Raw genomic sequence first — 22,101 nt, 5'->3', positions numbered from 1 at the left:
TTAGGAGGCCATTACAATGTTTGAAGATTTTCGCAACAAAACACAGCAGGAGGATGGGATGATATTCCCGTCTAACATCTATCGTAAAATTGTTTTACAGCCAGCTTATGATGAAGCTAAGAAAAACTTTTTAACAATTATGCTACAAGTTAATATCGCTCATTTAAAAATGCTAGAAGAACAAGGACTTGTGACAGCAGATGAAGCAAAACAAATTGGGATTGCTCTAAAAAAATTAGACTTAAATTATTATCGTTTAGAGGATTACAACCCCCAATATGAAGATTTATTTTTCCGTATTGAAAATAAATTAATCGAGCTTGCTGGTGATGTTGCTGGAAATCTTCATATTGGAAGAAGCCGTAATGATATGGGCATCGCCATCTATCGCATGACACTGAGAAAAAAATTATTATTATTAATGCACGAATTGCTGAAATTACGTGATGATCTTATTGCTGCTGCAGAGGAGCATATTGATACGATTATGATTGGCTATACGCATACGCAGCAGGCTCAGCCAACAACCTTTGCTCATTATTTAAAGGCTGTTATCGACCAGCTTGAGCGTGATTTTGAACGGATGCAACATGCCTACAAAACAGTTAACCGCAGTAGTATGGGTGCTGCTGCTTTAACAACAACAGGCTTTAATATTAGCAGAGAGCGTATGCGTGATTTGCTAGCGTTCGATGATATTATTGAAAATGCATGGGATGCTGTAGCAGGTGCAGATTATATTGCAGAAACAGCTAGTATTGTACAGCTCGCTGCACTAAACCTCGGTCGTACATCTCAGGATTTCTTATTATGGGCTACTCAGGAATTTAATGCTTTTACACTAGCAAGTCCTTATGTACAAATAAGCTCGATTATGCCTCAAAAGCGTAATCCAGTGTCAATAGAGCATACACGTTCGCTGTTATCCGCCGTTGTGGGTGATGCAAATACTGTATTACAAATGGTGCATAATACACCGTTCGGGGATATTGTAGATACGGAGGATGATATGCAGCCTTATTTATGGCGTGCTATTGACCGTCTAATCGGTATTTATAAGCTATTTGGCTCTCTTGTTGTCACAATGGATGTAAATAAGAAAAAATTAAGGGATCGTGCAGAAAATAGCTTTGCCAATGTTACCGAGCTTGCTGATACATTAGTGCGCTCAGAGGGGATTTCATTCCGCCAAGCACATAGCATTGTTAGTAAATGTATTAAAGTTTTACTCGCTCATGGTGAGGAGTCGCTTGCAAGCCTTACATGGGGACTGGCAAATACACAATCTAAATTGATTACAGGCAAGGAATTGAAGCTTTCGGAAGAGGACTTTTATAAAATTTTAAAACCAGAATCTTTTGTCGGTGTTCGAACAGTATTAGGTGGCCCTGCCCCAGCCACAATGAAGGCAACCCTTGAGCGCTCGAAATTAAATACGCACCATCTTTATGAATGGATTCGTTTAAAGGAAAACGCCATTATCGAAGCTGAAAAGCAATTAACAACATTTATCGAGGAATGGAATCAATGACAAAATGGCTGTTGATAATTGATGGTGGTGCAACAAAAACAGCGTGTGCCGTTGTAGATGCTGATTCTGGTGCTATTCAATATACAACATCAACTAGGGGCTCTAATTATCAAGCAATTGGTGTTGAAGCAGCTACAGCAATATTACAAGAGCTTTTAGCAACCGTCGAAGCCTTTTTGCAAAAGCATTCCTCTAAGCATATTGCTGTGGCTACCTTTGCATTAGCGGGGATTGACTCCCCAAAAGATCATAAAATGGTAACAGCAATCGTTCAAAAGGCATTATCTGCTACACAGCTACATATTGATACCCTTATTATTGAAAACGATGCCGAAGCTACCCTATTAGGTGTCACAGCTGGACAAGCAGGAGCTTTACTAATTGCTGGGACAGGAGCCATTGCCTATGCCTACGATGGCAACCAAATTGTCCGTGCAGGAGGCTGGGGGCATCGAGCTGGTGATGAGGGTAGCGGGTATTGGTTAGGGCAGGAGGTCATACGAGCCATTTTTAAAATGGAGGATGGTCGTGGCAAGCCAACTATTTTAAAGGATGCTGTCTATCATGCCCTCGGTATTCAAGATGTAACAGAGCTTGCCGCATGGCTATTTCATCCTTCTTATACAAATGCACAGCTTGCTAAAATGGGTGCCTTTGTTGCAGAGGCAGTAGTACAAAATGATAGCTGTGCGATTGAAATATCACAGCAAGCAGCTTATGAATTGGCACTGCTAGCAAATGCCGTTTTGAAAAAAATTGATTATCAAAGTGGACCCTTCACACTTTATTGTAATGGTGGTGCTATCAAACATAACCCATTGATTTTCAAAACATTTACAGCCCAAATAACATCTATGTATCCGCATATTACTATCGCTTTATGCCAACATCAGCCGATCACTTATTTAATTGAACGTACAAAAAGGGCATATGGCTGTTAACCAGTCATGCCCTTTTCTGTTGCTTATAGTGCCATTTTCTTTAATTCATTTGTTGTAAAATAAAGATAGCCATCCTTTACAAATAAATCCTTTGTATCTTCCCTATTTAGTAGCTGCTCCCCACTTCCATCAGGACGAATCTTCGTTAAGTATGCCCCTTTAGAATAATTACTAAAATAGAGCCAACCATCCGAGTAAACAATATATTGCGCACGTGAATTTGTAACACGCTTTGTATCGCCTGTTTTCATATTAAGTACATATAATTTATTATCATCAGCAATATTACTAAAAAATAACTGATCGCCAACTTGTGCAGGGAAATCAATATCATGGTAATAGCTATAAAGGGTGCTTGTTGCTTTTGGGTAATCCTCAGCAATCCATGTATGGTCTTTTGCCATTGTACGATCATCCACTAAAAAGTATTGATAGCGAATTGCCCCTTTACGATCTGGCACTGGATCATTCCATGTTGTATCGAGATGATACCACTCACCATCTAGCTTTACTAAATTCCACGCATGTCCCTCCTGACCAACATAGCCGACAATATATTTTGTTTCAATGCCTAGCTTTTGCAGCATTGTATGTGCAAGTAAGGCGTAGCCCTGACATACACCGCCACGCTCCGCAAGAACTGTATAGGCACTATGTGGGCTAGCATTTGTTTGCTCTGTATAAACTGTATTTGCAACGATATAGTCGTTAACTGCTCGCACTTTTTCTACATCTGTTATTGCATTATTTGCGATTTTTTCGATAATCTCCTGAGCATTCATCTCCACATAGGCAGCCTGCTCTGGCGTCATTAAATAGCTTTGCTCTCCAAAAATGGTTGCCTGATTCCGCCCATACTCGAAACGAATAGCATGTTTACTAATATGACCGTATACATAATCATCACGTTTAATGGCATCGTTATAAGCCTCTTCCACTATTTGCTCGATTCGTTGCGTATTGCCCTTATACTGAATTTCAAATGTAGGTGAAAAGCTACTGTAGTATGCATACATTGCATCAGCCATTTCCTTGACATTTGTCACAACTAGCTTTGTTTCTGGTTTCTGAACTGGTGGAGCTGTAGGGGCTACCTCTGCTTGATGCACATCTTCTATTGGTGTAGCTGTTTCGATAGAGGCTTTATCTGATAGTTTAGCAGTAACATCTATAATTTTATCCTTTGTTGACACAAGCATTGTTTCGATCTCATCATTATTTACCCATGTCTTCACTTGTTGAACAACCGTCTTCCCAACTGTATAAATAGGGTCGATAAAAATAATGATCATCACGATAATCGCTAACTTCTTCCACAAACTCCTCACCTCCAGTTGTCTTTCTTTCATTATATACAAAAAAAGCATAAAGAACTCACTCTCAAGCCCTTTTATGCTTCTTATATATTATAGATTCAGTGTTGCCTTACTTCATTCAAGAAAATATTATCGACTTTTCACCACTAAATTAACAGCTTCCTGTATAGCTTCATTCATTTTTTCACCATCGCCTTCAGCATTTTGTACACACTCCAATAGGTTTGTGCTAACAATTACACCGACTGTACGATCTACAGCAGAGCGGACAGCTGATAGCTGGGTAATAACTGCCTTACAGTCCTTTCCCTCCTCCATCATCTTTAAAATACCACGTAGCTGCCCCTCCATCCGCTTCACACGATTTTTCACTTGGTCTGAGTATTCCATAAGCTTTGCTCCTTTTATTTATACTGCACTATATTCTTGGTTTTAAATAATTCATTAGCATTTTCGTAATAATGGTTCCTGCATTTGCAACTTCATCATATTGGATAATTGTATTTTTCTTTATACGTAGCTGTCCAATCTCTACCTCAAAGATAGGACACTTTCTTTTAAGTGCAGCAATAAGCATATTTGTATCATAATCATAGCGTTCACCTTTTACTTTTATCAACCAAGGCAACTCATTAATCGAAATATAACGTAAACCAGTTTGTGTATCCATTAATTTTCGATGGTACAGTAGTTCAAAAAGCAATGTTGTTGCACGGTTTCCCCAATAGGAAAAAAATGTACTATCAGTGGAGTGAAAATTACGAACACCTAGCACAATTCCTTCTGAAAATACCTTTGTCATTGTTAAGACAAGCTTAACATCTTGTAATGTATGCTGACCATGTGCTCCTACAGTAAGAACACCTTGAAACATCTTTCTATGTCCCTGTATATAAGCAAACGCTGTCTTCAGTGCACCACCCTTTCCAATATTGAAATCGTGATGAAGGACTTGGCAGCCATCTATTTGTTTTAACTCATCAAAAATACCTTTATATTTTGCATCACTGCCATCATCCACAATAATAATTTGTGTAATCGTTGTTGTTAATAACTGATGGACAAAAGTAATAAGTGACTGTTGTGGATTATATGCTGGAATAATAGCTGCAATATTTTTCATTTTTCTCCTCCACCTATAGGCTGACAGGTTGTATGCATTTTCCTTATATCAAATAGTATCATGTAATACTAACAATTCAACTGATGAATACCATGAAAACATATCAATAAAATGGCGATTTTTCCGATATATGAAGGAAGAACATTTGATGAAAGAGGTGATTGTTATCGTTATACATAATGAAGTGCTACAAAAGCAATATCAAAAGTTACAGCAACTATCCTTTACAACATTAGCTAAAAATTTTCGGGAGGCTAGTATGCTTGCTGCTACAAATCCAGCGCTATCCTTGCATAAATCTCTCCTTGTACTAGCGGACATTTTATATGAGGTCTATCGCTTGGAGATGCATACAAAGCCGAAATTAAAAAATGTTCGAACGCTGCTCAATAATCGAAGCTTTATTACACAAATTCATCCACGTCGTATTTATTTATTGATGAACCTTGTATATAAAATGACCAATAGTAATAGCAATGAGCTTGTAGAAGCAAAGGCTACAAAAATTGTGCTTGATTATAATAGTGATATTGTAGAATGGTTTATTAAGCGATATGACCGAAAATTTCAATCAACTCGCCAAACCGCTCTCGCTAAAGAGGCAGTTGCTCTTTTCAATGACACGCTACAGCAAGAGGAATCTATAGAGGCTTATCAACATGCAGCAAGCTGGTTTGAGGTTGCTGCACAAAATGGCGATGCTAGCGCTCAATATAATTTAGGTGTTTTATATAATCATGGGCGTGGTGTGCAAAAAGATTATGCACTCGCTAAAATGTGGTATGAACGAGCAGCAGCGCAAAATGATGCAAATGCTTATTATAGCCTTGGTGTGCTTTATCATCTAGGTCAAGGTATAACACAAGATTATCAGAAGGCAGCACACTATTATCAAATTGCTGCGGATTTAGGCAATGCAGATGCACAATACAACCTTGGTGTACTTTATAACCAAGGGCTTGGTATGGCGCAAAACTTTCAGGAAGCGGCAAAATGGTACTCATTAGCTGCCAATCAAGGGAATACAAGCGCTCAAAATAATCTTGGCTTTCTCTATCATAATGGGACAGGTGTTAAGCAAAGCTATGAAGAAGCGATTGCTTATTTTGAAATGGCTGCATTAGCAGGAGATGCTAGTGCCCAATACAATTTAGGCTATATGTACCTTAAGGGGCGTGGTATTTCGCAAAATTTTGAAGAGGCAGCAAAATGGTTTCATATAGCTGCATTGCAGGACCATACAAATGCAGAGTTTCAGCTAGCCATGCTCTATAATACGGGGCAAGGCATTGAGCAGGACGGGCAAGAAGCCATTAAGTGGTTTAAGCTTGCCGCACATAAAGGGCATCTAAATGCTCAATATTGCCTTGGGCTACTGTATCAAAAAGAGCAAAATTTTGCCACAGCAGAGAGATGGCTATTATTAGCTGCGGAGCAAGGGCATATTAGTGCAGGCTTTGAGCTTGGACGCCTCTATGCTTATCAGCTACAGCAGCCCAAAAAAGCACTATCATACTTAAAGGCTGCGGCTGAAAAGGGTTATGCAGATGCACAATATGAGCTTGGGCTATTACTAACAGCAGGAACGGATATTCCTGTAAATTATACGGAAGCGGCAAAATGGTGGAGAGCGGCAACCGATCAATCACATATTCAGGCGGAGTATCAATTAGGGCTATTGTATGAGCAAGGATTAGGGGTTGCTCTAGACCTTGAGGAGGCACGTAGATGCTATCGGTTAGCTGCGATTCAGGGACATGCAGGTGCACAATATCAGCTTGGTAATTTATTTGATAAAGGAAAGGGCGTTGAGCAGGATTACACGGAGGCAGCAAAATGGATTGAACAGGCTGCAGCAAAGGGGCATGCAAAGGCTCAATATCAATTAGCTCAAATGCACATTCATGGACAAGGTGTACCAAAGGATTTTGCAAGAGCTGCCCAGCTCTATCGACTTGCGGCCAATCAAGGGCATCAAAAGGCACAGTATCAGCTTGGTATGCTTTACAAAAAGGGACTTGGTGTCGCACAAGACTATCAAGAAGCAACAATGTGGTTAAAAAGATCACTCGAAAATATGGAATAAAGTAAACCCTCGATCAGTGGCATTTTCTTCACCTCTGCTAATCAAAACGCCCATATCACAAACTAGCCTATGATATGGGCGTTGTTATTATTTTCGAATCATAAATGTGACAACAATAAATAAAGCAAAGCTAATTAACAATGTAGTGCCACCTATAATAAAGAATACTAACGTAAAGGTGTCGTCTAAATGAAACGGGTTCATTGTATAAAACCACATTCCCACTGTTAAACCAAAAACACCGAGAATCGCTGTCCAGCCATGAATCATTATTAATTTTGGCGATTTTACTTGGAAAACACGATAAAAAATACCCCACGCAAACATAGTCAACCAGCCAACAAGTAAAATATGTGCATGGATTGGTCGATATTCATAGCTACCTGAGCCTGACATATGTGTTCCTAAGTATGTGCCAATGAACGCAAAAATCGCTGCTAACCGAATAAGACGTATACTCCATTTTTGTTCCATACGATAACTCCTTCTAAGCGTATTTAACTTAATAAGGAGTTTATCGTGTGAATATAAACTTTATATGAACTTCTTATAACAGTTTAGGCAAATGAATAGTAACCTTTGTGCCAGCATTTATAGCACTTTCCATTTGTATAGTGCCACCATGCAGCTCAATAATTTGCTTTACAATCGCTAATCCCAGCCCTGTGCCCTGCCTCGTTCTAGAAGTATCTGCACGGTAAAAACGTTCATATACTTTTGATAATTGCTCAGATGTCATTCCAATACCATTATCCTCGATAAAAATATCAATAGAGTTTGTCTTCTCCAGCAGGCGGATATCGATCTGCCCATGCTCTTTATTATATTTGATAGCATTTGTTAGCAAATTATCCCAAACATTTTGGAGCAGCTCTGCATCTCCCTTATATATTATTTGTTCCATTTTGTAACTAAGCTGGAGCTGTGCCTCTTCAATCTGCCAACGATATTTTCTTATCGTTTCTTTTAGCTGCTCATCCAAGCGATAGGGCTGTTGTGTCATTATTCTTGTGGATTGATCGAGTGATGTTAGTAATAATAATTGCTTTGTTAATGTAGATAGACGTTTTGTTTCAAGCTCAATAATTGTTGCATACTCCTGCCGTTCCTGCTCTAATAATTGTGGATTTTTCAGGAGATCAACATAGCCTTGAATATTTAGCAATGGCGACTGAAAATCATGTGATACATTGCTAATAAACTCCTTTCGTATACGATCATTTTCCTGTAATTTTTCAGTCATAATCGTAAAGCTCGTTGCTAATTGACCTATTTCATCTGCCCGCTCAATATCAAGTGCTGTATCAAACTTTTCATGTGCAAGCTGATGTGTTGCAGCCGTTAGCTTTGTAATTGGTCGAATCAATGCTCTTGCAAACAATAGCATCGCAAGTAGGCTCAATATTGTCATCACTAAAATTAACCCAGCAAGTATTGTATGCACTTCTGAAAATAATAGTCGAATATCTGGTCGAATAAATAATGCATAGGATTGATCATTATAACGAAAGGGTACACCAATTGTATTAATAAGCTCATTCGCAAAAAAGCCTGTTACAAAGGTTTCTTTTGGAAAGTCCCGCATACCATGATAGATTTCTCCACCTAATACATCCTCAATAACCGACTGTGGCAATGTTTTATCACGATATTGCCCACCAAAAAAGCGTGCTTCATCACCAGTTGTTACATAAATTTGATAGCCAATATCGCCAAGTGTTGCTAAATAATTATCTAAATCCTGTGGTTTAGCCGTTTCAATATAGTTGACAATATCCTGTGCGATTTTTACATTTTTCGCATCGTTTTTAGCTTTTACTACTTGATGATAATAAGTATTTGTCGCTAAAAAGCCAATACCCATACTACCAACCATTACAAGCATCGTTATAATAACAAATTTTCCATATAACGTTTTCATCTAGTTTCCTCTAACTTATAGCCAACGCCTCGCACTGTTGTAATGGTAACAGCTGTCTGATAGCGATTTAATCGTTCACGAATTCGTTTAATATGTGTAGTCAATGTTTGCTCATCTCCGTCATAGTCATAGCCCCATATTTGTTCCATAATATAGCTGCGTGTAAATACCTGATTCGGACGTGAAGCCAGTAATGCTAGTAATTCAAATTCCTTTAGAGGCAATAGAAGCGTATCTTCCCCAATCCCAACCTCAAAGCTTCGGCGATCAATGATAAGGTTCCCTACCTGAGTGGTTGCTTGATTGCTTTTATCCAACCTGCGTAGTATAGCCGCTATACGAAATAATAACTCTTTTGGTTCAAACGGCTTGACAACATAATCATCTGAGCCTGCCAAAAAGCCCCGCTCCTTATCGGCTAATGCACCCTTTGCTGTTAATAATAAAACGGAAATATCATATTGCTGTGTTAATATCTCTGTTAATGTAAAACCGTCCATTCCTGGCATCATCACATCAACTACAGCTAAATCAGGTACATTTTCCTCCAATAATGCCAATGCCTGCTGCCCATTTTTTGCACAAAGCACCTGATAGCCCTCTTTTGTTAAATAAATTGTTACAAGCTGTAAAATATGCACATCATCATCAACAACAAGTATTTTCATTAGCCTGCCCCCGTTCAATCAAAATAAAAAATCCGCTCACTTGGAACGAATTTTTATTAGTAGTTATGACTATTTTATAATGAAAAAATGGAAATCAACAGTAATAAGATAAATGGCAAGCCAATCACAATATAACCTCTAGGGTTAGCAAGGTTCATTGTCCAGCCGATACCAAAGCGTTTTTCCACAAAAACAGATGGGTCATGGCGATTCATATAAATTAAACCGCCCTTCCAATAGCGGTCTTCATCGACATCCATTACTTGTGAATCAATACTTTCCTTATAGTGTACTTTATGCTTATGTTTTTTCATTGCATACACTACTAGTGAGCCAAGCACAACAACTAAAAATAAAATAAACAGTGGTAAAAGTTTATAGCCCTCAATTATAGAAGGATAAATATTGCTTAACTGCAACACCGTCAATAAAATTGTTAAAGCATAGCTTACCAATAGAAGATTCCAACTTATATATTTACGTGTCTTTAGTTGATCCTCCAATGATTCCTCCTTGCGATTCACTGCTAGCTTAATGGCAGATCGTTTAATGGAATCTGCAATTCCCCACATCATGCATTGCATCAACAGCATAAGTATCGGCAATGACATAGCTGTGAAGTATGTTTTAGCTTTCCAAGCATCTGCTTCCCCATTTGGTCCCCAGTGCACCGCTATATTTGCTGGCATTTGATCATAATGCAGCACCGTATAAATCATTAAAAATATAGGGATGGCTAGAGGCACAGCAAAAAATGACCATGGTAGCATTTCATCGCGACTACGTGCTGTTAAGTCAACTGCTCGCACCTGCTTAATATGCAGCCCCCACTGTTCCTGCTTTTTCAGCGCAGATACCTTTTGATAATTCACCCAGTATAGCAGCATGCTTACGATTAACATACCAAATAAGCAGCCAAGGAGAACAAAGCTTTGCATGGATTCAGATGGAGCTAGCATTTTATAACTAATAACCATGATAATGAACAAGAAAAAACCTGCACTTCCTACAATTTGAGTATAACGCTTTTTCATCTTAGCTAAAGTAGAATGTTTAATATTTTGCTCTGGCACTGTTACGCCAAAAACAATCGTTTCCCGGACAATAAATGGCACAATGATTTGCAAAATTAACGTTATGATGTAGATTATACTAAAAACACCAAGTAACATTTTGCTACACTCCCTCTGCTGGTATTTGTAAATCAGCAAATACCTTTTTCATCATGTGCTCAATTTGTTCTGCTGTTGCGCCAAGCACCATACCTTCTGCCACAACAGGCTTTAAATTCTTTTCAATTTGTCGCAATTGTTCAGGCGTTAAAGCTCTTTCCTCTGTAGAGCGTACAATTGCTCCCGATTTGGCCCGTATGGTAATAATACCTTTTGCCTCCAATTCATGATAGCTCTTATTGACTGTATGCATATTCACCCCTAAATCAGCAGCTAAACTTCGCACAGAAGGTAAAGTATCACCTGGTTTCATTTCTCCCCTTGCAATTCCTTCAATAATTTGACGTGTCACCTGCTCATAGATCGGTACATCAGAATTTGGCTCTATTTGAATAAACATTGTTATCAACTCCATTTTTGTTATATAAATAGTATAACAAAAATAAATAGCATTGAAAAATAAAAAATCCGCATAGACATACAGTCATGCAGATTTCCATACAAAAAAATGCCTTACTAGCTCCCCATCTAAGCTAGCAAGACATCTTTCCCCCTTTAAATCTCTTACATTTTATAAATAGACCCCTTTTGATAACTCGTGCTCATTTCTTTAAATAAAGTGGAATAGGAAAGTTTGATTAAGATAGTAGATTTATTGTTTATGCTAATTTTTCATATCCTGGGAGCGTCAAGAATTCCGCAAATTCATCTTGTTCAATTAAAGATTTAAACAATTCAGCAGCTTCCTCATAGCGACCATTGTTATAGGCTTGTTCCCCAACAGCCTCTTTAATTTTCACAAGCTCCTCCTCCAAGATTTCTAATACAAATGCTAATGTAATACCACGACCATCCTCTAAAATACCTTTTGGATGTCGAATCCATTGCCATACTTGTGTACGAGAAATTTCTGCTGTCGCAGCATCCTCCATCAAATTATTAATTGGCGCAGCACCATTACCACGAAGCCATGAAGCAATATATTGGACACCAACACTACAGTTAATGCGAAGACCTTCAAGTGTAATTGTTCCCTCTGGCACAGCTACTAAATCTTCTGCTGTAACATGTACATCCTCACGCTTTTTATGAATTTGATTCGGTGTTGGCATAATAGCATCAAATTGCTCCATTGCTGTTGCAACCATACCTGGATGTGCTACCCATGTACCATCGTGCCCCTCTGTTGCCTCACGACGTTTGTCCTCTGCAACCTTTGCAAATGCTATAGCATTCGCCTCATCATCGTTTTTAACAGGAATTTGCGCAGCCATACCGCCCATTGCTGGCGCATTACGCTTATGACATGTTTGTATACATAATGATGTATATGCCTTCATAAATGGCACCGTCATCGTTACTTGCCCACGGTCTGGCAAAATAACATCAGGTTGATTGCGTAGACGCTTAATATAACTGAAAATATAATCCCAACGGCCACAATTTAGCCCTGCTGAATGCTCTCGAAGCTCATATAAAATCTCATCCATTTCAAATGCTGCTAAAATTGTTTCAATTAAGACTGTTGCCTTAATTGTGCCTTGTGGAATACCAATATAGTCTTGAGCAAATACAAAGACATCATTCCATAGACGTGCTTCTAAATGACTTTCAAGCTTTGGTAGGTAGAAATAAGGTCCTGTTCCTTGTGCCAATGCATTTTTAGCATTATGGAATAGATATAAGCCAAAATCAAAGAAGCTCCCAGAAATCGGCTCTCCATCAACAAGTACATGCTTCTCTAATAAATGTAACCCTCTAGGACGCACTAAAAGTACAGCCGTTTTATCATTTAACTTGTACGTTTTGCCATTGGATTGTTGTGTAAATTCAATCGTCTTATTAATAGCATCACGCATATTAATTTGACCACCAATCATATTTTCCCATGTTGGCGATGAAGCATCCTCAAAGCAAGCCATAAACATTTTAGCCCCAGAGTTTAATGCATTAATAACCATTTTGCGGTCAACTGGTCCTGTAATTTCAACACGACGATCTTGCAAGTCTGCTGGTAGTGGAGCAATTGTCCAATCACCCTCACGAATATGCTTTGTTTCAGGTAAGAAATCAAGCTTCTCTCCTGCATCAAGTCGCTTTTGTCGTTCTTGACGAGCCTCTAATAGCTCTTTGCGACGAGCATCAAATTTTTCATGCAAAGCAAGAATAAACTCAAGAGCTTCAGGTGTTAAAATTTCATTTGTTTGCTCATTTTGTTCTCCAATAATTTTAAGCTTACCTGTTGTTGCTTGTTCCATTAGCTGCTTACCCACCTTTGCGATTGTAATTTTGTCACCTCTGCTTTAGGAGGAGCAGAGGTGACTACTCTATGATTATGAATTTAGGAGTATACGTATTTTATAAAAGCTTAAACAAACTGTTCTGTTTCTGTAGAACCTGCCATTGCCGTTGTAGAAGAAGTACCGCCAGAGATTACTTGAGAGATTTCATCAAAGTATCCAGTACCTACTTCACGTTGGTGGCGTGTAGCTGTATAGCCTTTTGATTCAGAAGCAAATTCCGCTTGCTGTAGCTTAGAGTATGCAGCCATACCATTATCTTTATAGTCATATGCAAGCTCAAACATAGAATGGTTAAGTGCATGGAAGCCTGCTAATGTAACGAATTGGAATTTATACCCTAGTTTACCAAGCTCGCGTTGATACTCAGCAATTTCCTCCTCTGAAAGATTTGCTTTCCAGTTGAATGAAGGCGAGCAGTTATAGGCAAGCATTTTACCTGGGAACTCTGCATGAATAGCCTCAGCAAATTCACGAGCTTCCTCAAGTGATGGCTTAGAAGTTTCGCACCAAATTAAATCTGCATATGGCGCGTAAGCTAAACCACGAGCAATCGCTTGTTTGATACCTGCTTTTGTACGGAAGAAGCCTTCAGGAGTACGTTCGCCAGTAATGAACTCAGCATCACGTGGGTCAATATCTGATGTAACCATATCCGCAGCATCAGCATCTGTACGAGCGATTAAAATTGTATCTACACCCAGAACATCTGTTGCTAGTCGAGCAGCAATTAAGTTACGCACTGCATTTTGCGTTGGCAGTAAAACTTTACCTCCTAAGTGACCACATTTCTTCTCAGAAGCTAATTGGTCCTCTAGGTGAACGCCAGCTGCTCCAGCCTCAATCATACCTTTCACAAGCTCGAATACATTTAATGGACCACCAAAGCCCGCCTCCGCATCTGCTACAATTGGTGCGAACCAATCGAATTCATCTACTCGTCCTTCAGCGTAATCGATTTGATCTGCACGTTGAAGCGCTTGATTAATTCGTTTTACTACTGCTGGTACAGAGTTTGCTGGATATAACGATTGGTCAGGATACATTTGCCCTGAAAGGTTTGCATCTGCCGCTACTTGCCAACCTGATAGATAGATAGCTTTTAATCCCGCTTTGACCTGTTGCACTGCCTGATTACCTGTTAATGCCCCCAATGCATTAATAAATGGCTCCTCATGTAGTGAATTCCAAAGTCGAGTAGCACCTCTTTGTGCTAATGTCTGCTCAATAACAACAGAACCTTGTAGTTTAACAACTTCCTCTGCTGAATATGTGCGTTCAATACCAGCCCAACGTGGGTTTTCAGCCCATTCTTTTTCTAAAGCTTCGATTCTTTCTTGACGAGTTGACATATTAAAATTCCACCTTCCCCTTTGTGTACAATATACTCTGTTAAAAAACTTTTAATTTACTGTTCCATAACAGGTTTATTTGTTGTAAATTAATATATAACAGAATATTTAAATTTTCATTATTTTTTGATAAAAGACCAAATTTCAAAGATGAAACTGCCTTTTCTAACGATGAAATTTGGAAGACTGTTTACAAACAAGGGGGATATTCACAATGAATAATAAGTTAGATTCGTTCACAAAAGATATTTCACAACAATATATTACGATGTTGAGGGATTGGATTCCTGCAAATTCATCCGTAGCTATTGCTGTTAATAATATGTATGTTTATTTTCATTCAAGCCATCAAAATATCCACTTAGAAGTGGGGCAACCGGTATTACCAGGCAGTATTGCAGAGCAGGTGCTACAAACACGTCAAAAGACAGAAGCTATTTTAGATAATTCTTTATTTGATACACCCTATTATGGCATTGGTTATCCAATTAGCCTGCAAAATCAACCTGCAGCATTAGTAATTGTTTTACCTCCATCCTTTTCTATAAAAAAGACAGAGCCATTTCAATTTTTAACAGGGAAGCAAGAGGAAGAATGGAATCCTATAGCGATCAATAAAATATCTCATATAGAAAGCCTGCAGAAAAAAACGTGGTTTTATGTAGATAGTGAGCAATTTAAAACAAATATTACACTCAAGGAACTACAAACAAGGTTACCCTCCTATTTTATTCGTATTCATAGATCATATATTGTAAATATTCATTTTATCAAAAAGATGGCACGCGATCTCACATCCAATTTTATCGTTACATTAGTTGATGGAAGTGAACTACCAGTCAGCCAATCTTATCTTAATAACCTTAGAAATGCTCTGGAATTTTAAATAATAAAAAAATAAGGCTAGAACACGTAAAATCCACATATATAAATAGAAAACCCAAACTACGATGAAACATTAAAAATGAGCATTTCATCATATAGTTTGGGTTTGTCATTGTTTGAAATTTTAGTCGGTAATATAAAATGCTCTTATTAGTACATGCAAAAGCATTTGTTGAACTATGTACTTAGTTGATAAAATGCCCCTCGTTCAATTAGTTACCCTTGTACTTGTATGTAATAGTTGGATTTTGGCTACCGAATCATGTAAGTAGCATTAGTTGAATTTTAAAAAATGAAGGGAAATATGTATTTGTATAAGAAGAAGTTTATTATATAAGGTTGGTTAGTTAGTGAACATAAAGCAAAAAGGCATTTATTGCGATTTCGCATGGAATGTTCAAATAGCATATGCTGTATGAATGTAGAGAACATGCGAGCTGTCTATTCTATAATAAAAAAACAGCAGTCAGCTAAATGCTAACTGCTTTTCTATATAGGTTGCCTAGCGATGTCCTACTCTCACAGGGGGAAGCCCCCAACTACCATCGGCGCGAAAGAGCTTAACTTCCGTGTTCGGGATGGGAACGGGTGTGACCTCTTTGCCATTATCACTAGACTATATTTGACCTTCAATTTGTAGCTTGAAGCTCTCTTTTGGTTGAAAGAATTATTCTTTCAAAACTGGATAAACGGTGCATTGAATTGCGTCAAACTGGTTTTGGTTAAGTCCTCGATCGATTAGTATTCGTCAGCTCCATGTGTCGCCACACTTCCACCTCGAACCTATCTACCTCATCGTCTTTGAGGGATCTTACTTACTTGCGTAATGGGAAATCTCATCTTGAGGGGGGCTTCATGCTTAGATGCTTTCAGCACTTATCCCGTCCACACATAGCTACCCAGCGATGCCTTTGGCAAGACAACTGGTACACCAGCGGTGTGTCCATCCCGGTCCTCTCGTACTAAGGACAGCTCCTCTCAAATTTCCTACGCCCACGACGGATAGGGACCGAACTGTCTCACGACGTTCTGAACCCAGCTCGCGTACCGCTTTAATGGGCGAACAGCCCAACCCTTGGGACCGACTACAGCCCCAGGATGCGATGAGCCGACATCGAGGTGCCAAACCTCCCCGTCGATGTGGACTCTTGGGGGAGATAAGCCTGTTATCCCCGGGGTAGCTTTTATCCGTTGAGCGATGGCCCTTCCATGCGGAACCACCGGATCACTAAGCCCGTCTTTCGACCCTGCTCGACTTGTCGGTCTCGCAGTCAAGCTCCCTTGTGCCTTTACACTCTACGAATGATTTCCAACCATTCTGAGGGAACCTTTGGGCGCCTCCGTTACCTTTTAGGAGGCGACCGCCCCAGTCAAACTGTCCGCCTGACACTGTCTCCTGCCCCGCTAAGGGGCATGGGTTAGAATTTCAATACAACCAGGGTAGTATCCCACCGACGCCTCCTTCGAAGCTGGCGCTCCGAGATCTCTGGCTCCTACCTATCCTGTACAAGTTGTACCAAAATTCAATATCAGGCTACAGTAAAGCTCCACGGGGTCTTTCCGTCCTGTCGCGGGTAACCTGCATCTTCACAGGTACTATAATTTCACCGAGTCTCTCGTTGAGACAGTGCCCAGATCGTTACGCCTTTCGTGCGGGTCGGAACTTACCCGACAAGGAATTTCGCTACCTTAGGACCGTTATAGTTACGGCCGCCGTTTACTGGGGCTTCAATTCGTAGCTTCGCTTGCGCTAACCACTCCTCTTAACCTTCCAGCACCGGGCAGGCGTCAGCCCCTATACGTCACCTTACGGTTTTGCAGAGACCTGTGTTTTTGCTAAACAGTCGCCTGGGCCTATTCACTGCGGCTCTCTCGGGCTTTCACCCTAACAGAGCACCCCTTCTCCCGAAGTTACGGGGTCATTTTGCCGAGTTCCTTAACGAGAGTTCTCTCGCACACCTTAGGATTCTCTCCTCGACTACCTGTGTCGGTTTGCGGTACGGGCACCTCTCACCTCGATAGAGGCTTTTCTTGGCAGTGTGAAATCAGGAACTTCGTCCATACGGACTCGCCATCACAGCTTGGCGTTACAGTGTGCGGATTTGCCTACACACACGCCTTACTGCTTGGACGCGCATTTCCAACAGCGCGCTTACCCTATCCTCCTGCGTCCCCCCATTTCTCAAACGGTGAGGAGGTGGTACAGGAATATCAACCTGTTGTCCATCGCCTACGCCTATCGGCCTCGGCTTAGGTCCCGACTAACCCTGAGCGGACGAGCCTTCCTCAGGAAACCTTAGTCATACGGTGGACGGGATTCTCACCCGTCTTTCGCTACTCATACCGGCATTCTCACTTCTAAGCGCTCCACCAGTCCTTCCGGTCTGACTTCAACGCCCTTAGAACGCTCTCCTACCACTGACATCGTAGATGTCAATCCACAGCTTCGGTGAATCGTTTAGCCCCGATACATTTTCGGCGCAGCGTCACTCGACCAGTGAGCTATTACGCACTCTTTAAATGATGGCTGCTTCTAAGCCAACATCCTGGTTGTCTGTGCAACGCCACATCCTTTTCCACTTAACGATTACTTTGGGACCTTAGCTGGTGGTCTGGGCTGTTTCCCTTTTGACTACGGATCTTATCACTCGCAGTCTGACTCCCGTGTATAAATATCTGGCATTCGGAGTTTGTCTGAATTCGGTAAACCGGGATGGCCCCCTAGTCCAAACAGTGCTCTACCTCCAGTATTCTCATCACGAGGCTAGCCCTAAAGCTATTTCGGAGAGAACCAGCTATCTCCAAGTTCGATTGGAATTTCTCCGCTACCCACACCTCATCCCCGCACTTTTCAACGTGCGTGGGTTCGGGCCTCCAGTAAGTGTTACCTTACCTTCACCCTGGACATGGGTAGATCACCTGGTTTCGGGTCTACGACCACGTACTACTTCGCCCTATTCAGACTCGCTTTCGCTGCGGCTCCGCCTTCTACAGCTTAACCTTGCACGTAATCGTAACTCGCCGGTTCATTCTACAAAAGGCACGCTATCACCCATGAACGGGCTCTAACTACTTGTAGGCACACGGTTTCAGGTTCTCTTTCACTCCCCTCCCGGGGTGCTTTTCACCTTTCCCTCACGGTACTGGTTCACTATCGGTCACTAGGTAGTATTTAGCCTTGGGAGATGGTCCTCCCGGATTCCGACGGAATTTCACGTGTTCCGCCGTACTCAGGATCCACTCAGGAGAGAACGAACTTTCGACTACAGGGCTATTACCTGCTCTGGCGGACCTTTCCAAGTCGCTTCATCTAACTCGCTCTTTTGTAACTCCGTATAGAGTGTCCTACAACCCCAAGAGGCAAGCCTCTTGGTTTGGGCTCTTCCCGTTTCGCTCGCCGCTACTCAGGGAATCGATTTTTCTTTCTCTTCCTCCAGGTACTTAGATGTTTCAGTTCCCTGGGTCTGCCTTCAAGACGCTATGTATTCACGTCAAGATACTACGCCATTAAACGTAGTGGGTTCCCCCATTCGGAAATCTCCGGATCAAAGCTCACTTACAGCTCCCCGAAGCATATCGGTGTTAGTGCCGTCCTTCTTCGGCTCCTAGTGCCAAGGCATTCGCCGTGCGCCCTTAATAACTTAACCGTCAGCTTTCAATACACATCGCATTTCGTTGTCAGCTTCACTCGTTCAATCAGTCACGTACTTAAGTACGCTTCTTCATTCACTCGTTTGCTTCCTAGAACTGCTCGTGTCTTGAAACCTTTACAATGTTATTAAGCCTATAAAAAACTTAAAAAATAAATGTGTTTGTTACAATTTCAATGTCGTTTTATCCAGTTTTCAAAGAACAAAGAATTTGGTGGAGCCTAGCGGGATCGAACCGCTGACCTCCTGCGTGCAAGGCAGGCGCTCTCCCAGCTGAGCTAAGGCCCCAAGAGGAATATATGGTGGGCCTAAATGGACTCGAACCATCGACCTCACGCTTATCAGGCGTGCGCTCTAACCAGCTGAGCTATAGGCCCTCTTAGAAGTTTTATAAATTTGTGCATAAACCTTCAAAACTGAACAGCAAAACGTAATCATACAAACCCAAGGTTTGTATTCCGAAAATATCCTTAGAAAGGAGGTGATCCAGCCGCACCTTCCGATACGGCTACCTTGTTACGACTTCACCCCAATCATCTATCCCACCTTCGGCGGCTGGCTCCAAAAGGTTACCTCACCGACTTCGGGTGTTACAAACTCTCGTGGTGTGACGGGCGGTGTGTACAAGGCCCGGGAACGTATTCACCGCGGCATGCTGATCCGCGATTACTAGCGATTCCGGCTTCATGTAGGCGAGTTGCAGCCTACAATCCGAACTGAGAACGACTTTATCGGATTAGCTCCCTCTCGCGAGTTGGCAACCGTTTGTATCGTCCATTGTAGCACGTGTGTAGCCCAGGTCATAAGGGGCATGATGATTTGACGTCATCCCCACCTTCCTCCGGTTTGTCACCGGCAGTCACCTTAGAGTGCCCAACTAAATGATGGCAACTAAGATCAAGGGTTGCGCTCGTTGCGGGACTTAACCCAACATCTCACGACACGAGCTGACGACAACCATGCACCACCTGTCACCGTTGCCCCCGAAGGGGAAACTATATCTCTACAGTGGTCAACGGGATGTCAAGACCTGGTAAGGTTCTTCGCGTTGCTTCGAATTAAACCACATGCTCCACCGCTTGTGCGGGCCCCCGTCAATTCCTTTGAGTTTCAGTCTTGCGACCGTACTCCCCAGGCGGAGTGCTTAATGCGTTAGCTGCAGCACTAAGGGGCGGAAACCCCCTAACACTTAGCACTCATCGTTTACGGCGTGGACTACCAGGGTATCTAATCCTGTTTGCTCCCCACGCTTTCGCGCCTCAGCGTCAGTTACAGACCAGAAAGTCGCCTTCGCCACTGGTGTTCCTCCAAATCTCTACGCATTTCACCGCTACACTTGGAATTCCACTTTCCTCTTCTGCACTCAAGTCCCCCAGTTTCCAATGACCCTCCACGGTTGAGCCGTGGGCTTTCACATCAGACTTAAAGGACCGCCTGCGCGCGCTTTACGCCCAATAATTCCGGACAACGCTTGCCACCTACGTATTACCGCGGCTGCTGGCACGTAGTTAGCCGTGGCTTTCTAATAAGGTACCGTCAAGGTACAGCCAGTTACTACTGTACTTGTTCTTCCCTTACAACAGAGTTTTACGATCCGAAAACCTTCTTCACTCACGCGGCGTTGCTCCATCAGGCTTTCGCCCATTGTGGAAGATTCCCTACTGCTGCCTCCCGTAGGAGTCTGGGCCGTGTCTCAGTCCCAGTGTGGCCGATCACCCTCTCAGGTCGGCTACGCATCGTCGCCTTGGTGAGCCGTTACCTCACCAACTAGCTAATGCGCCGCGGGTCCATCCTGTAGCGATAGCAGAACCATCTTTCAACTCAAAAACATGTGTTTCCAAGTATCATTCGGTATTAGCCCCGGTTTCCCGGAGTTATCCCCAACTACAGGGTAGGTTACCCACGTGTTACTCACCCGTCCGCCGCTAACGTCAGAGGAGCAAGCTCCTCCTCTGTTCGCTCGACTTGCATGTATTAGGCACGCCGCCAGCGTTCGTCCTGAGCCAGGATCAAACTCTCCATAAAAAGAAATTTGATTTGCTCAAATTGTTTTGCTGGCATCTCATCTTCATTCGATGTCCAAAATTATTTCGTTCACTTACCAAAGTAAGCTACTAAATTTATTGATTACGTTTTGCTTGTTCAGTTTTCAAGGTTCATGTTAATAAATTTGTTTGGTGGAGCCTAGCGGGATCGAACCGCTGACCTCCTGCGTGCAAGGCAGGCGCTCTCCCAGCTGAGCTAAGGCCCCATGTTAGTTTTTAGGAAATGGTCGGGAAGACAGGATTCGAACCTGCGACCCCTTGGTCCCAAACCAAGTGCTCTACCAAGCTGAGCTACTTCCCGTGCATTTTATTGGCGCGCCCGACAGGAGTCGAACCCATAACCTTCTGATCCGTAGTCAGACGCTCTATCCAATTGAGCTACGGGCGCATATAAAAATGGTGCCGAGGACCGGAATCGAACCGGTACGGTAGTCACCTACCGCAGGATTTTAAGTCCTGTGCGTCTGCCAGTTCCGCCACCCCGGCACATTTGGAGCGGAAGACGAGGTTCGAACTCGCGACCCCCACCTTGGCAAGGTGGTGTTCTACCACTGAACTACTTCCGCATGTGCTTACGTTTTTTAAAATCTGGCATATATAAAGAATGGTGCGGGTGAAGGGAGTCGAACCCCCACGCCTTGCGGCGCTAGATCCTAAGTCTAGTGCGTCTGCCAATTCCGCCACACCCGCTTAATGGTTGGTATTAAAAGTGGTGAGCCATGAAGGACTCGAACCTTCGACCCTCTGATTAAAAGTCAGATGCTCTACCAACTGAGCTAATGGCTCAAAAAATGGTGCCGGCTATAGGAATCGAACCCACGACCTACTGATTACAAGTCAGTTGCTCTACCTGCTGAGCTAAACCGGCAAAATGGTGGAGGATGACGGGCTCGAACCGCCGACCCCCTGCTTGTAAGGCAGGTGCTCTCCCAGCTGAGCTAATCCTCCTGGGTAATATGCCTAGCGACGTCCTACTCTCACAGGGGGAAGCCCCCAACTACCATCGGCGCGAAAGAGCTTAACTTCCGTGTTCGGGATGGGAACGGGTGTGACCTCTTTGCCATTATCACTAGACTATTTAAAAGACAAGATTTATTATAACAGGTTTTGT

At 42.0% G+C, this 22,101-nt stretch carries 14 protein-coding genes, 11 tRNA genes and 4 rRNA genes; 4 read left to right on the top strand and 25 right to left on the bottom strand.

The genetic code is table 11. The annotated features are described in order from the left end of the window. The first annotated feature begins 16 nt into the window (after positions 1-16). Both argH and MHB42_RS00970 read left to right on the top strand, forming a co-directional pair. Positions 17-1,531 carry an argininosuccinate lyase gene (argH, locus tag MHB42_RS00975; protein WP_340803882.1) on the top strand — a complete coding sequence of 505 codons (1,515 nt, stop codon included), beginning with the start codon at positions 17-19 and terminating at the stop codon, positions 1,529-1,531. Beyond that, the gene (locus tag MHB42_RS00970; RefSeq protein ID WP_340803881.1) at positions 1,528-2,472 is read left to right on the top strand and encodes an N-acetylglucosamine kinase; all 945 of its coding nucleotides are present in this window, start codon (positions 1,528-1,530) and stop codon (positions 2,470-2,472) included. Before argH ends, MHB42_RS00970 begins: the two co-directional genes overlap by 4 nt. Before the next feature lie 23 nt (positions 2,473-2,495). On the opposite strand, the gene MHB42_RS00965 is transcribed toward MHB42_RS00970, so the two are convergent. The 3 genes from MHB42_RS00965 to MHB42_RS00955 form a co-directional block, all read right to left on the bottom strand. Further along, positions 2,496-3,800 (bottom strand): transglutaminase domain-containing protein, encoded by a 1,305-nt coding sequence (locus tag MHB42_RS00965; protein ID WP_340808501.1) that lies wholly within the window; start codon positions 3,798-3,800, stop codon positions 2,496-2,498. 117 nt (positions 3,801-3,917) lie between these two features. After that, positions 3,918-4,178 (bottom strand): metal-sensitive transcriptional regulator, encoded by a 261-nt coding sequence (locus tag MHB42_RS00960; RefSeq protein ID WP_053993550.1) that lies wholly within the window; start codon positions 4,176-4,178, stop codon positions 3,918-3,920. Between the two features lie 28 nt (positions 4,179-4,206). Further along, positions 4,207-4,911, bottom strand: a complete 705-nt coding sequence (locus tag MHB42_RS00955; RefSeq protein WP_340803880.1) for a glycosyltransferase — start codon at positions 4,909-4,911, stop codon at positions 4,207-4,209. Positions 4,912-5,059: 148 nt separating this feature from the next. Here MHB42_RS00955 and MHB42_RS00950 point away from each other — a divergent pair, with 148 nt between their 5' ends. After that, complete coding sequence (locus tag MHB42_RS00950) at positions 5,060-6,997, top strand: SEL1-like repeat protein (protein WP_340803879.1); 1,938 nt, start codon at positions 5,060-5,062, stop codon at positions 6,995-6,997. An 87-nt stretch (positions 6,998-7,084) separates the two neighbouring features. Here the strand turns inward: MHB42_RS00950 and MHB42_RS00945 are convergent, their stop codons facing one another. From MHB42_RS00945 to aceA, 7 genes are all read right to left on the bottom strand, one after another. Beyond that, positions 7,085-7,471 (bottom strand): hypothetical protein, encoded by a 387-nt coding sequence (locus MHB42_RS00945; protein WP_340803878.1) that lies wholly within the window; start codon positions 7,469-7,471, stop codon positions 7,085-7,087. A 73-nt stretch (positions 7,472-7,544) separates the two neighbouring features. Further along, positions 7,545-8,918: a sensor histidine kinase gene (locus tag MHB42_RS00940; protein WP_340803877.1), complete on the bottom strand. Its 1,374-nt coding sequence runs from the start codon at positions 8,916-8,918 to the stop codon at positions 7,545-7,547. Further along, positions 8,915-9,586, bottom strand: a complete 672-nt coding sequence (locus tag MHB42_RS00935) for a response regulator transcription factor (RefSeq protein ID WP_340803875.1) — start codon at positions 9,584-9,586, stop codon at positions 8,915-8,917. Before MHB42_RS00935 ends, MHB42_RS00940 begins: the two co-directional genes overlap by 4 nt. Before the next feature lie 74 nt (positions 9,587-9,660). Next, positions 9,661-10,758: a DUF1648 domain-containing protein gene (locus MHB42_RS00930; protein WP_340803874.1), complete on the bottom strand. Its 1,098-nt coding sequence runs from the start codon at positions 10,756-10,758 to the stop codon at positions 9,661-9,663. A gap of 4 nt (positions 10,759-10,762) precedes the next feature. Continuing rightward, on the bottom strand, positions 10,763-11,158 hold the full coding sequence (locus MHB42_RS00925; RefSeq protein ID WP_340803873.1) for a GntR family transcriptional regulator: 396 nt from the start codon (positions 11,156-11,158) through the stop codon (positions 10,763-10,765). A 259-nt stretch (positions 11,159-11,417) separates the two neighbouring features. Next, positions 11,418-13,016 (bottom strand): malate synthase A, encoded by a 1,599-nt coding sequence (aceB, locus tag MHB42_RS00920; RefSeq protein ID WP_340803872.1) that lies wholly within the window; start codon positions 13,014-13,016, stop codon positions 11,418-11,420. Positions 13,017-13,126: 110 nt separating this feature from the next. After that, complete coding sequence (gene aceA / locus MHB42_RS00915; protein WP_340803871.1) at positions 13,127-14,410, bottom strand: isocitrate lyase; 1,284 nt, start codon at positions 14,408-14,410, stop codon at positions 13,127-13,129. Between the two features lie 214 nt (positions 14,411-14,624). Here aceA and MHB42_RS00910 point away from each other — a divergent pair, with 214 nt between their 5' ends. After that, positions 14,625-15,296, top strand: a complete 672-nt coding sequence (locus MHB42_RS00910; protein ID WP_340803870.1) for a LytTR family DNA-binding domain-containing protein — start codon at positions 14,625-14,627, stop codon at positions 15,294-15,296. A gap of 499 nt (positions 15,297-15,795) precedes the next feature. Here the strand turns inward: MHB42_RS00910 and rrf (MHB42_RS00905) are convergent. The 15 genes from rrf (MHB42_RS00905) to rrf (MHB42_RS00835) form a co-directional block, all read right to left on the bottom strand. After that, positions 15,796-15,911, bottom strand: a 5S ribosomal RNA gene (gene rrf / locus MHB42_RS00905). A 102-nt stretch (positions 15,912-16,013) separates the two neighbouring features. Further along, positions 16,014-18,942 (bottom strand): 23S ribosomal RNA (locus MHB42_RS00900). A gap of 215 nt (positions 18,943-19,157) precedes the next feature. Continuing rightward, positions 19,158-19,233 (bottom strand) — tRNA-Ala (locus tag MHB42_RS00895). A gap of 12 nt (positions 19,234-19,245) precedes the next feature. Beyond that, positions 19,246-19,322: transfer RNA gene (locus MHB42_RS00890), tRNA-Ile, on the bottom strand. A gap of 97 nt (positions 19,323-19,419) precedes the next feature. Continuing rightward, positions 19,420-20,970 (bottom strand): 16S ribosomal RNA (locus MHB42_RS00885). A 150-nt stretch (positions 20,971-21,120) separates the two neighbouring features. Next, positions 21,121-21,196, bottom strand: a tRNA-Ala gene (locus tag MHB42_RS00880). 18 nt (positions 21,197-21,214) lie between these two features. Then, a tRNA-Pro gene (locus tag MHB42_RS00875) sits at positions 21,215-21,291 on the bottom strand. Positions 21,292-21,301: 10 nt separating this feature from the next. Next, positions 21,302-21,378, bottom strand: a tRNA-Arg gene (locus tag MHB42_RS00870). A 9-nt stretch (positions 21,379-21,387) separates the two neighbouring features. Next, positions 21,388-21,476, bottom strand: a tRNA-Leu gene (locus MHB42_RS00865). A 5-nt stretch (positions 21,477-21,481) separates the two neighbouring features. Then, positions 21,482-21,556 (bottom strand) — tRNA-Gly (locus tag MHB42_RS00860). 39 nt (positions 21,557-21,595) lie between these two features. Next, a tRNA-Leu gene (locus MHB42_RS00855) sits at positions 21,596-21,680 on the bottom strand. 20 nt (positions 21,681-21,700) lie between these two features. After that, positions 21,701-21,776, bottom strand: a tRNA-Lys gene (locus tag MHB42_RS00850). Positions 21,777-21,782: 6 nt separating this feature from the next. Then, positions 21,783-21,858 (bottom strand) — tRNA-Thr (locus MHB42_RS00845). 4 nt (positions 21,859-21,862) lie between these two features. Beyond that, a tRNA-Val gene (locus MHB42_RS00840) sits at positions 21,863-21,938 on the bottom strand. A 10-nt stretch (positions 21,939-21,948) separates the two neighbouring features. Continuing rightward, positions 21,949-22,064, bottom strand: a 5S ribosomal RNA gene (gene rrf / locus MHB42_RS00835). The 16S, 23S and 5S rRNA genes sit together here with 11 tRNA genes alongside, the layout of an rRNA operon. Positions 22,065-22,101 lie beyond the last annotated feature (37 nt).

The organism is Lysinibacillus sp. FSL K6-0232, from assembly GCF_038008325.1.
Taxonomy (GTDB): domain Bacteria; phylum Bacillota; class Bacilli; order Bacillales_A; family Planococcaceae; genus Lysinibacillus.
Note: the sequence above shows the minus strand (reverse complement) of the source record. Positions and strands in the feature narration are given on the sequence as shown.

Bases quoted from the DNA above. Each gene is read 5' to 3' on its own strand.
- argH (WP_340803882.1), top strand. From the start codon at position 17: ATGTTTGAAGATTTTCGCAACAAAACACAGCAGGAGGATGGGATGATA.
- MHB42_RS00970 (WP_340803881.1), top strand. From the start codon at position 1,528: ATGACAAAATGGCTGTTGATAATTGATGGTGGTGCAACAAAAACAGCG.
- MHB42_RS00960 (WP_053993550.1), bottom strand. From the start codon at position 4,178: ATGGAATACTCAGACCAAGTGAAAAATCGTGTGAAGCGGATGGAGGGG.
- MHB42_RS00955 (WP_340803880.1), bottom strand. From the start codon at position 4,911: ATGAAAAATATTGCAGCTATTATTCCAGCATATAATCCACAACAGTCA.
- MHB42_RS00950 (WP_340803879.1), top strand. From the start codon at position 5,060: ATGAAAGAGGTGATTGTTATCGTTATACATAATGAAGTGCTACAAAAG.
- MHB42_RS00945 (WP_340803878.1), bottom strand. From the start codon at position 7,471: ATGGAACAAAAATGGAGTATACGTCTTATTCGGTTAGCAGCGATTTTT.
- MHB42_RS00940 (WP_340803877.1), bottom strand. From the start codon at position 8,918: ATGAAAACGTTATATGGAAAATTTGTTATTATAACGATGCTTGTAATG.
- MHB42_RS00935 (WP_340803875.1), bottom strand. From the start codon at position 9,586: ATGAAAATACTTGTTGTTGATGATGATGTGCATATTTTACAGCTTGTA.
- MHB42_RS00930 (WP_340803874.1), bottom strand. From the start codon at position 10,758: ATGTTACTTGGTGTTTTTAGTATAATCTACATCATAACGTTAATTTTG.
- MHB42_RS00925 (WP_340803873.1), bottom strand. From the start codon at position 11,158: ATGTTTATTCAAATAGAGCCAAATTCTGATGTACCGATCTATGAGCAG.
- aceB (WP_340803872.1), bottom strand. From the start codon at position 13,016: ATGGAACAAGCAACAACAGGTAAGCTTAAAATTATTGGAGAACAAAAT.
- aceA (WP_340803871.1), bottom strand. From the start codon at position 14,410: ATGTCAACTCGTCAAGAAAGAATCGAAGCTTTAGAAAAAGAATGGGCT.
- MHB42_RS00910 (WP_340803870.1), top strand. From the start codon at position 14,625: ATGAATAATAAGTTAGATTCGTTCACAAAAGATATTTCACAACAATAT.